Source organism: Mesorhizobium sp. M7D.F.Ca.US.004.03.1.1, from assembly GCF_003998635.1.
Taxonomy (GTDB): domain Bacteria; phylum Pseudomonadota; class Alphaproteobacteria; order Rhizobiales; family Rhizobiaceae; genus Mesorhizobium; species Mesorhizobium loti.
Map to the genome: position 1 here is coordinate 1 of NZ_RZQG01000112.1, position 10,756 is coordinate 10,756.

Below are 10,756 nucleotides of genomic sequence, written 5' to 3' on the forward strand. Positions count from 1 at the left end.
GCATCGTTGCGCTCGCGCGGGTGATGATGCCGAAATCCTATGTAAGGCTGTCCGCCGGCAGGACGGCGATGAGCGACGAAACGCAGGCGCTGTGCTTCTTTGCCGGCGCCAATTCGATCTTTGTCGGCGACACGCTGCTGACGGCGGGAAATCCCGGCGAGGACAAGGATACCCTTCTGTTCCGGCGCCTCGGCATTGAGCCTATGGAACTCGCCACGCAATGAAGGAGGCAATTCTTGCCCGCTATGACGCAACCTTGCGGGGACTGGGGCGCAAGGACCGGTTGCGGACGCTCGCACCGCGCGCCGGGCTCGACTTCTCGTCGAACGACTATATCGGACTTGCCGCCTCCAAAAGACTGGGCGATGCGGTTTCGACGGCGATTGCGCGGGGCACGCCAGTGGGCGCCACCGGATCGCGGCTGTTGCGCGGCAATGCACCGGAACATGAGCAACTGGAGGCGGACGCAGCGGCATTTTTCGGAGCCGAGCGTGCACTGTTCTTCGGCAGCGGCTATATCGCCAACTTCGCTCTGCTGACGGCCCTGCCGCAGAAAGGCGACCTGCTGGTCCTCGACGAGCTCGCTCATGCCAGCATGCATGAGGGTGCCCAGGCCGGGCGCGCTGAGTTCAAGCTGGCCGCGCACAACGACGTCGACGCTGTCGAGGACGCAATCACCCGCTGGCGCGCCGAAGGCGGCATGGGGCGGGTGTGGATCGCCTTCGAAAGCCTTTACAGCATGGATGGCGACCGTGCGCCGATGGAGAGCCTGGTCGCGCTGGCTGATCGGTACCAGGCATTCATCGTCGTCGATGAAGCGCATGCCACCGGCGTCTGGGGACCGGACGGCCGGGGACTGGCCGCCGCGTATGAAGGCCGCGACAACATCGTCACGCTCCACACATGCGGCAAGGCGCTTGGCGCATCCGGCGCGCTCGTTACCGGACCGCGAACACTGTGCGACTATCTTATCAACCGGTGCCGGCCATTCATCTATGCGACCGCACCATCGCCGCTGATGGCAGTCGCGGCACGTGAGGCGCTGACTATTCTGTCTGACGAGCCTATGCGTCGTGCTCAGTTGCACGAGCGTGTCGCTTTCGCGAGCCGGCAATTGGCCGAACGCTGCGGCGTGATGCCCAGCGGCTCGCAGATCCAGCCGCTTGTGATCGGCGATAACAGCCGCACCATGGCGGTGGCGGCAGGACTGCAGGCACGCGGCTTCGACATACGCGGCATTCGCCCGCCGACAGTGCCTGAGGGTACGTCGCGCCTGCGCATTTCGCTGACTCTCAACGTCGACGAAGCCGACATTTCCGCCATGGTCGAGGCTCTCGTCGGAGTGTTGGCCACAGCATGACCAAACGCATCGTCGTCACCGGAACAGACACTGGAATTGGCAAGACAGTGTTTTCGGCCGGACTTGCCGGGCTGCTCGACGGCTTCTACTGGAAGCCGGTGCAATCGGGCCTCAACGAGGAGACCGACAGCGAGGTCGTCGCCCGGCTTTCCGGCTTGCCCGACGGACGCGTGCTGCCCGAAGTCTATCGACTGACGATGCCGCTGTCGCCGCATCGATCAGCCGAAATCGACGGCGTCGCGATCGAGGCCGACGATCTTTCATTTCCGGTCCTGCCGACACCGCTCGTCATCGAAGGCGCCGGCGGGCTGATGGTGCCGCTCAATCGACAGACAAGGTTCATTGACATATTCGAACAATGGCGGCTGCCGGTCATACTGTGCGCCCGCACCGCGCTTGGCACCATCAATCATACGCTGTTGTCGATCGAGGCCCTGAGAGCCCGCTCCATCCCGCTCATCGGCATTGCCTTCATTGGCGAAGAGGTGGCCGATACACAAAGGACAATCGTGGAATTCGGCGGCGTGCCGCAGCTGGGCAGGCTGCCGCACCTCGGTCCGCTGACGGGTGAAACGTTGAGAGATGCAATGATTTCCGGCTTCGACCTGGCCATGATTGCCGGAGGCGACTGATGGCGGAGTCTCGAGTCTGGCATCCGTTCACGCAGCACGCGCTAGAGCCCTCGCTCCCTGAAATCGTGCTGACTGAAGGCGCCTATCTCCACAAGGCCGACGGCTTCCGCATCCTCGATGCGATTTCTTCCTGGTGGGTCGTCACCCATGGCCATCGCCACCCCCGCATCATGAAGGCCATCGAGACGACCGCCTCGAGCCTCGACCAGATCATCTTCGCGGGCTTCACCCACGAGCCGGCCGAACGGCTGGCCGAGGCGCTTGTAGGCATCGCACCCGCCGGCCTCCACCGGGTGTTCTATTCCGACAGTGGCTCGACCTCAGTCGAAGTCGCGCTGAAGATGGCGCTCGGCTATTTCCGTAACATCGGCGCGTCGCGTTCGCGCATCGCCGTCATGGAGCACAGCTATCATGGCGACACCATCGGCACGATGAGCGTCGGCGCCCGTGGCGTCTTCAACGCCGCCTATGAGCCTTTGCTGTTCGAGGTCGACACCATCCCCTTCCCGGCCGCCGGGCGCGAGCAGGAAACGCTGGATCGGTTCGAGGCCGTTAGCCGCGACCGGCGCGCAGCCGCGCTGATCGTCGAGCCGCTGGTGCTTGGCGCCGGCGGCATGCTGATGTATCCGGCCTGGGTTCTTGCCGAATTGAAGAGGATCGCCGAAGCCTCCGGCACGCTCGTGATCGCCGATGAAGTGATGACCGGCTGGGGGCGCACCGGAACCATGTTTGCCTGCGAACAGGCGTCCGTCTCGCCCGACATCTTGTGCACCTCGAAAGGTCTGACCGGTGGTACCATCCCGCTGGCCGCCACGATCGCCACCGATGCCATCTTCCACGCTCACTTTTCGGAGGATCGCAAGAAGACGTTTTTCCATTCGAGCTCCTACACCGCCAATCCGATCGCCTGCGCGGCAGCACTTGCCAATGTCGAGATCTGGCGTGACGAGCCGGTGGCCGAGCGGATCGCGGTCTTGAGCGCGAGGCAGGCCGCGGGGCTGCAACGCTTCCGGGACAATCCATATTTCACCGACTGCCGGACAACCGGCACCATCGCGGCACTCGACCTACGCACCGGCTCAGCCGGTTATCTGGCCGAGATCGGGCCAAAACTGCGCGCTTTTTTCCTTGAGCGCGGCCTGTTGGTGCGCCCGCTCGGCAATGTCCTCTATCTTCTGCCGCCCTATTGCATCACCAGCGACGAATTGGACGGGCTCTATGACGCGATAGAGGAGGCCGGCGAACGCTTCGGCTCGCGGCCATGAACCTATCGTCGCGCGTTCTCGGCTTCGGCCATCATGCGCCGACGCGCAAGGTCGAGAACCCGGAAATCGAAGACCGGCTCGGGCTTGAGCCCGGCTGGATCGAGCGGCGCACCGGAATTCGCTCGCGCTTCTGGGCAACAGACGAAGACACGCTGTCGGGCCTTGCCGCCTCTGCCGGCGACATGGCGCTGACCAATGCCGGTATCGACCGCGGCGACGTCGGTCTACTCTTGCTCGCCACGTCGACGCCCGATCACCTTCTGCCGCCAAGCGCGCCGCTGGTCGCACATCGGCTGGGGCTAGGCCGCGCCGGAGCGATCGACCTGACCGGCGCCTGCGCCGGCTTCATCTATGCGCTGATGTTCGCCGACGGGTTCACCCGCCTGCACGGCAAAGCGAGCCTTGTCATCGCCGCCAACATCCTCAGCCACCGCATCAATTTGGCCGAGCGCGCCAGCGCCGTGCTGTTTGCCGATGCCGCCGGCGCCGTGGTGATTGGTCCCTGCGATGACGCGGATCGAGGCATTCTCGGCGCTTCGGTGGATTCCGACGGCTCGCGCTACGGGCTAATCCAGATTCCCGCCGGGGGAAGCAACACTCCGTTCCATGCCGACCTCGACCTCGCGCAGACACGGATGACGATCACTGACGGCCGTGAAGTATTCAGCAAGGCCGTGGAGATGATGACCGCCTGCTCGAGAGATGCGCTCACTGCTGCCCGACTGAGGCCGCAAGACCTCGATCGTTTCGTGCCGCATCAGGCCAATGCGCGCATTTTCGACGCGGTCGGCAGGAACCTCGGCATCGCTGATCACTCGATCGTCAAGACGATCGCCGAATATGGCAACTCTTCCGCCGCGACGATCCCGCTCTCATTGTCGCTGGCCCATCGGGCGCAGCCGTTTCGGCCTGGCGAGAAAGTCCTCTTGGCGGCAGCGGGTGCGGGTCTCAGCGGCGGCGCGCTTGTGGTGGGAATTTAGCAAAGCAATGCTTGCGCACAGGACTGCTCATGAATGAGACTATGAGAATGGCTCAATACGCAAATAGTCGCCGGCAAGCTCCATAGAGCTGGGGTCCGTGCGGTGCTCCGCGATGTCTAAGTATCGACCCGCTTGCTCAAATCGCAGCGCTCATCGAAGGCCAGCAATACCTCATGCAGAGCGAAAATCCCCAACCGCCCGTTTCAAAGACGCTCGCCCCATTTCGAAACAAGGTGTTTCGCTCAATTTGGGCGGCCACCCAGATTTCCAGCCTCGGTTGGCTAGTGCAAACGGTCGCCATCAGTTGGCTTATGGCAACGATTTCAGCGTCCGACCTCATGGTGGCACTCGTCCAGGCCGCATCCACATTGCCGGTGTTCTTCCTCTCAGTTTTCGCCGGAGCCATTGCCGACAACTTCAGCCGCCGGTGGGTGATGTTTGCGGGACACTGCCTGATAGCATCGGCGTCGACGACGCTGATGATTTCTGTGGGTCTGGGATTTGTCAGTCCTTGGCTGATTCTCGGGTTAGGTTTCCTGGCCGGCTGCGGCTTTGCCTTGAATGATCCGGCTTGGCACGCTTCGGTCGGCGATATCCTTCACAAACGCGACATTCCGGCCGCAGTGACGCTTATGTCCGTCGGATACAACATTGTGCGCAGCGTTGGTCCAGCCTTGGGGGGCGTGATCCTGGCCGTCTTTGGGCCGCTGGCCGCTTTCGCCTTGGCTGCGGTGAGTGATCTGGCGCCCATAAGCGCGATATGGCGCACCAAATGGGAGGTCCGCTCTTCGCCTCTCCCTCGTGAGAGAATGACGACGGCAATTCATGACGGAGTGCGCTTTACGGCGATGTCTTTGGAGATCAGGGCAGCGACCGCCCGAGCCGCTCTTTTCGGGTTGGCAAGCATCTCCATTCTGGCGTTGCTCCCCCTCGTCGTCCGGGATCAGTTGAAGAGTGGGCCAATTGTCTACGGTATCTTATTGGCCGGCTTCGGCATGGGTGCTTTCATCGCGGGTATGGGCAACGGCTTCTTGAGGAAGGTCACGTCTCAAAACAGGCTGGTGGCCTTCGCCTCTGTGGCTTGTGCAGTCTGTTGCCTCTCCCTTGCCCTTACATCGTCGCTTCCTGTGGCGGCCATTTCGCTGGCGCTCGGCGGAGCGGGTTGGCTTATCACCTGGACGGGCATTGACGTGTCGGTGCAGTTGGCAAGCCCAAGGTGGGTTGTAGGCCGCACGCTCTCCATTTACTACGCCTTGAGCGCAGGCGGTATGGCTGCTGGCAGCTGGATCTGGGGTTCTGTCGCGCAAAACTATTCCTTGACCTCAGCATTGGAGGGCGCCGCAGGCGCTCTGTTGCTGGTTGCAGCAGCGGGGATCGTGTTGCCGGTCCGTCCCTGGGAAGAAACCGATCAAGAAAGTTCAGTTTTTCATCCGCCGGACGTGGCTCTCGATCTGAAACCCAGAAGTGGCCCTATCGTGGCCAAGGTCGAGTATTTGATATCGGAGGAAAATATCGAGGCCTTTCTGGGCTCCATGCGCACGCGGCGACACGTCCAGAGCCGTGCCGGTGCACGAAACTGGACGCTCCAGCGAAATCTGCAAACACCGTCACTTTGGACGGAGACATTCCGCACCCCCACCTGGATGGACTTTCTCCGCCTAAATCATCGACTCACCGCAGCAGATAAGGAAGTCGCCCAGCATCTCCTGTCACTGCATGAAGGAGAGGTGCCTCCGCAGACAGTGCTTTCGATTGAACGGACGACCGAGGCAATTCGTACCCGTACCTCGACAATCTTTTCTCGTCCTCCAAGATGACGCCATCAAGCTGCTGTCCAGGGACAGGGTGGATCACCGGTGCTTTGCAGAGCACAGCCTCACACCGAGAGCAGCGTGCTCCGGGTTGTGCGCTTTCGCGCGCACCCAGGCGAGATGATGGTGAACGCGGCGTCAAGTGGAAGTCCCCTGCATACGCTTGCGGAGTCTTCTGCGAGAGCCCATGCCGACGAGCGCCAAACAAGGTCTGATGCCTTTCGGCGTCGTGGCCTCAACTCATCGATTCGCGAGAAAAGCATCGAATGCAGCAGCAACGGCGCGAACAACAAAGCGGTGCTCCGGCCGCACGCGGATGAAGCCGTTTTCGACGTCCAGGATCCCCTCCTCAGCCAGCGTCACCAAACTCTCAACTGAATCGAGAAAACGAGCTGGTTCGATTTCGTGGGCGGCACAGATGGTCGGCACGTCGGCCTCCAAATCGCACATCAGTCGCTCGATGATCGCTGCGCGCACCCGGTCATCGTCGGTCAGACGGTGACCCTTTGATGTCGCCAGACGTCCACTTGCGATGTGCCGGGCGTAAGAATCCCGTGTTACTTCGTTCTGAACATACCCCTCGCGGACTCGGCCAATAGCCGACGCGCCGAAGCCGATCACGTTTTGCAAGTATCGGCCGAGTATCCCAGCGAATTACGCCGTAGGCGCCCGGTCTTCTGGCGCTAGCGCAAGTTCGTCGTCCGGCGGAGCGAAATGATCGAGCCCGATCTCCCGGTAGCCAGCGCCAACCAATGTCTCGGCGACAGTTGCAGCCTGTTCGGCGCGAAGATCGCCGTCCGGTAGACCTGCCTGCTCGATTAGGCGCTGATTCTTTATCACGGAAGGAATATGCGCGTATCCGAACACCGCAAGCCGGTTGGGGCGCATGGCGACCGCAGCCATCGCGGTCTGGATGCAGGACTGCACAGTCTGTTTCGGTAGACCGAAGATGAGGTCGAAGTTGATATGGCCAACGCCATGCCGGCGGAGATTTTGGACTGCAGCGGCCGTCTGCACCTTACTCTGGATCCGATTGATCGCCTTTGCACATCGGGATCAAAGCTCTGCATCCGATGCTCGCGCGGTTGACACCGTTAGCTGCCAGGGCTTCGGCCATTTCCGGTGTGAACGTTCGGGGATCGATCTCCACGGCGATCGCAGCAGTTTTGCTGAAAGCGAAGTGGCGGCGTAGAAATTCCATCAGCGCCAAGTGCTCGGCTGGCCCGATAAGGTGAGGCGTTCCGCCGCCGAAATGCACATCGCTCACCGGCAGCCCTTGCCGCACTTGCTCCGACACCAAACTGATCTCCTGACGCAGCACCGCTAAATAATTAAGGATCGGGCCGTTGCGACGGATGACCGCGGTAGGGAAGCCGCAATACCAGCACATGGATCGGCAAAACGGAATGTGGAAATAGAGCGACACCGATTCGTCGGCCGGGAGGCCCCCCAGCCATTCCTCATAATCGTCAGCACCAACTGCCGCAGAGAAGTCTGGCACAGTCGGATAGATGGTATACCAAGGCGGCCGGGGGTCCCGGTACTTTGTCAGGATTGAGGTGTGCAAGGAGCTGTCATCCCACGTCGCTCATCCATCATTCTTTCGTTGCGCGCTCGTCCTGGTCTCTGACCTAAGTCAGTGCGTCCCGCTTATGTCGCAGTCTCGTTTGGACAGGATGGGGTCAACCACGCCGGGGAGCGCGCGTGCCATGGTTGCGCCTGAGGTGATGGTGCGGTGCCGCATTCAACGTCTGAGTACGTGACGCCAGTGCAGTGTGCTTGAGGCGTCTGCGGAAGAACTTTGCAATGCGAAATTCATGTCCGACGCAACGGACCTGTCAAGCCTCGTTCAGACGCCATCCAGGTCCAGCCAGCGGCCTTCCCTGCCGGCCGAAAAACCATACCGGCTTTAGCCACCGAGACGCTCTAAAGCTGACGTCGGCTCATTTGATGAAAGGAGGACGCCGCTAGGGGGTGCACAAGGTTCCCCGGCTTGACGTCGCTTCGAGCGAAGAGCGGTGTGGCTTGTCGTCAAGCGCCGGGCAGCGTGCCCCCTACCGATATCCCGAAAAGATCGACCAAGATGGCCATGCCGACGCCACACGCGGTCTGGATGAGGCCGACCATGAAAATGCGATTGGCGCGTTCGTAGATGGGGCGCCGCAAGGAACTCATGTCGAGCAGCATGGACAGCGCTCTCATCTGCAGTGCGATGCCGAGCAGGATCGGCACTACGGCGAACAGATCGTAGAGTTGCCATGGCAAGGGGTTCGCGGCCCAATGAGTGAGGAAGCCGAGGGAAAAGGCAAGCAGGATACCCACGGCAGTGATTGTGCCGTTGCGGAAAATGGTCTCGATCGGTTCTTCCTTCGGATCGTGCTCGTCCAAGCGGCTTCCTTTCGTTGCTCTTTCCGTCGAGACTAAGTTCTCGAGAATACTGTTCATCGCCAATTACTCGAGGCGAGCCGTAGGCAGCCGTTTCAGGGTGCGCTCCCTCTCGCTTCCGGCCGCGCAATGTACCTGCACGGCGAACTTACAGCGGCGAAAAGGTGCTGCGGCCACCATGCGACGCCTCGGACGTGCACGCCCTCTGTTCCTGGCGCAGCCCTTGCGGAGCGTACGCGCAGTGATCCTTCTCGGTAGCGGATGGCGCGGCCTCCGTTGCGGTCAGACGGGAAGCCGTCGCTGTTAAACGAGACTGTCACATATCGAACATGGCGAACCGTGTCGCACATTTCTTTTCGCAGTGACCCTCAAAAAAAGTGATTCCAGCGAGACGAAGGCGCGTCGGCCCGATTTTGGTGTCGGCCGCATCTACGCTTCAGGTTGGCATGTCGCTTGCTGCTCTATTCGGAGAGCTGCAGCGGTCCGACCGGAGTGTTTCACATGTAAACGATAATGAATCTCCTAGCAGAAAACACTATTATAAGTACATGTGGCTTTTACGCTGGCTCACCTCTCGTGTCAAGCGCTTTGGCGTCCACATATTGGAGACAACACGCACAAAATTTAGAGGAAAAGCTTGCTCTTTCGCCTCTATCCTTTTTATTCCTTCATGGAGATCTAGACATGTACATCAAGAGTCCTCTTCTCGGCTTAACTGCTCTGATGACCATTTCCGTCGGTCGAGCAGCTGGCGCCGAGCGGGAACCGGCCGAGTACATCAAGATCTGCGACGTCCTCGGCTCGGGATATTCCTATATTCCCAACACCGAGACCTGCCTGCGCATCGGCGGCTATGTCCGTTACGATATCGGCCTGGGTGACGTCCGATCGTATGACAGCGCAAGAACCTCGGACGTGAGAACTGGCGAGGACCAAGGCACTTGGCGAAACAGCACACGCTTCACGTTCAAAACTTGGACCGGCCAGCAGACCGAGCTCGGCGCGTTGACGACCTATACCGAAACCCAGGTGAATTTTGGCAACAGCGCTAACTCGCATGACAGTCCTCAGAACTATGATTTCAACAGCGGCCTCGCACTGGCTTCTGCCTGGGTCGAGCTGGGAGGCCTGCGAGTTGGCAAGGAGGGGTCGGCCTTCGATACGTTTGCAAGCTACGCTGGCAACGTTCTCGATAGTATGCTCGTTCCGTCGGCCGGCTTCGACACCAACGTGGCTCAGTACCACTTCGACGCCGGCAACGGCATTTCGACTGTGATTTCGCTCGAACAAGGATCGGGCTCAGCCGGTACTATCGACAGCTATATTCCGCACGTTGTCGCCGGCTTGAAATACACGCAAGGCTGGGGCTCGATCATCGGCGTCGCGGCTTATGACAGCAATTACGAAGCTTTTGCCGGCAAGATCCGCGTCGACGTCGCTGTCACAAACCAGCTGTCGCTGTTTGGACTCTTCGGCTACGGTTCCAATGCCAGTCTCAACGAGGACTCAAACGGCGCAATTGCCAATCATGGGCGCGGCTCGTACAAAATCTGGAACGGCCAGTGGGCTTTCTGGGCGGGCGCCACCTACGAGTTTGACGAGAAAACTTCGTTCAACCTTCAGGTCTCGGGTGATCAGCTCAAGGATGCTGGTGTGGCTGCAAACGTCGCCTACATGGTCGTTCCCGGCTTCACGGTCACAGCCGAGGTCGATTACGACCACTACGGCAACTCTGGCCTCGGCCCTGCCGAGCCTACCGCCGTCAAGGGCACGAGCAAGCCGAACAGCGTCGGCGGCATTCTCCGCTTACAAGGCTCATTTTGAAATCTCTCCAGTCGCGAGCATGGCAAAGGCACTTGCCTCGACAACGCACGCATGGAGAGCTTCGTTCGCCATCTTGAAGTCTGCATCGACCGTCCACGGCCCATCGTACCAACTAGAAACTGAAAGTTATGAGCCCTGTGTACTACACCTAGCCCTTGACCTGCCCGATGAACCGGCCAGGGGCCGTCAGTTCAAATTCGGGGCCGTTTAGAGGGCAGTGTGAGGCCGTGTTAGGTAAGCGCCACTGCAATGTCGAGGCCGCGACACGCCTGTCGCTTTGGACGGCTGGAATTGCCCTTCGCGGCGCCATTCATTCTCTCAACATTTACGTGATAATGCACGCTGAGTCCGAGCCGCGTGGCAGCACCCATCCTAGGTGTGAGCTTTCGAGAGGTTGTCCATTCGGACCGGACCGAGGAGACTGGAGTTACCACGCTTCAGCATCCATCGGAGGGTCCGAATGAACATCCACAAGAATGCCCGTCTCACACCGCTGCGT

Annotated in this window: 7 protein-coding genes and 2 pseudogenes; 7 read left to right on the plus strand and 2 right to left on the minus strand. The window is 60.6% G+C overall.

The window, feature by feature from the left end:
• The 6 genes and pseudogenes from EN935_RS09575 to EN935_RS09600 all read left to right on the plus strand — a co-directional run.
• Positions 1-224, plus strand: a pseudogene (locus EN935_RS09575) (biotin synthase); the annotation flags it as partial.
• The gene (locus tag EN935_RS09580; protein ID WP_024505572.1) at positions 221-1,360 is read left to right on the plus strand and encodes an 8-amino-7-oxononanoate synthase; all 1,140 of its coding nucleotides are present in this window, start codon (positions 221-223) and stop codon (positions 1,358-1,360) included. The pseudogene EN935_RS09575 and the gene EN935_RS09580, both read left to right, overlap by 4 nt.
• The gene (gene bioD, locus EN935_RS09585) at positions 1,357-1,992 is read left to right on the plus strand and encodes a dethiobiotin synthase (protein ID WP_063169254.1); all 636 of its coding nucleotides are present in this window, start codon (positions 1,357-1,359) and stop codon (positions 1,990-1,992) included. Before EN935_RS09580 ends, bioD begins: the two co-directional genes overlap by 4 nt.
• Positions 1,992-3,257, plus strand: a complete 1,266-nt coding sequence (locus EN935_RS09590; protein WP_063169255.1) for an adenosylmethionine--8-amino-7-oxononanoate transaminase — start codon at positions 1,992-1,994, stop codon at positions 3,255-3,257. Before bioD ends, EN935_RS09590 begins: the two co-directional genes overlap by 1 nt.
• Complete coding sequence (locus EN935_RS09595) at positions 3,254-4,237, plus strand: beta-ketoacyl-ACP synthase III (RefSeq protein ID WP_127373290.1); 984 nt, start codon at positions 3,254-3,256, stop codon at positions 4,235-4,237. Before EN935_RS09590 ends, EN935_RS09595 begins: the two co-directional genes overlap by 4 nt.
• A gap of 173 nt (positions 4,238-4,410) precedes the next feature.
• Positions 4,411-6,054, plus strand: a complete 1,644-nt coding sequence (locus EN935_RS09600; RefSeq protein ID WP_063169257.1) for an MFS transporter — start codon at positions 4,411-4,413, stop codon at positions 6,052-6,054.
• A gap of 234 nt (positions 6,055-6,288) precedes the next feature.
• Here the strand turns inward: EN935_RS09600 and hemN are convergent.
• A pseudogene (gene hemN, locus EN935_RS09605) lies at positions 6,289-7,615 on the minus strand (oxygen-independent coproporphyrinogen III oxidase).
• A 464-nt stretch (positions 7,616-8,079) separates the two neighbouring features.
• The gene (locus EN935_RS09610; protein ID WP_024505577.1) at positions 8,080-8,436 is read right to left on the minus strand and encodes a hypothetical protein; all 357 of its coding nucleotides are present in this window, start codon (positions 8,434-8,436) and stop codon (positions 8,080-8,082) included.
• A gap of 681 nt (positions 8,437-9,117) precedes the next feature.
• On the opposite strand from EN935_RS09610, the gene EN935_RS09615 reads away from it, so the two are divergent.
• The gene (locus EN935_RS09615; protein WP_063169258.1) at positions 9,118-10,257 is read left to right on the plus strand and encodes a porin; all 1,140 of its coding nucleotides are present in this window, start codon (positions 9,118-9,120) and stop codon (positions 10,255-10,257) included.
• Positions 10,258-10,756: the final 499 nt, after the last annotated feature.

Bases quoted from the DNA above. Each gene is read 5' to 3' on its own strand.
- bioD (WP_063169254.1), top strand. From the start codon at position 1,357: ATGACCAAACGCATCGTCGTCACCGGAACAGACACTGGAATTGGCAAG.
- EN935_RS09580 (WP_024505572.1), top strand. From the start codon at position 221: ATGAAGGAGGCAATTCTTGCCCGCTATGACGCAACCTTGCGGGGACTG.
- EN935_RS09595 (WP_127373290.1), top strand. From the start codon at position 3,254: ATGAACCTATCGTCGCGCGTTCTCGGCTTCGGCCATCATGCGCCGACG.
- EN935_RS09600 (WP_063169257.1), top strand. From the start codon at position 4,411: ATGCAGAGCGAAAATCCCCAACCGCCCGTTTCAAAGACGCTCGCCCCA.
- EN935_RS09590 (WP_063169255.1), top strand. From the start codon at position 1,992: ATGGCGGAGTCTCGAGTCTGGCATCCGTTCACGCAGCACGCGCTAGAG.
- EN935_RS09615 (WP_063169258.1), top strand. From the start codon at position 9,118: ATGTACATCAAGAGTCCTCTTCTCGGCTTAACTGCTCTGATGACCATT.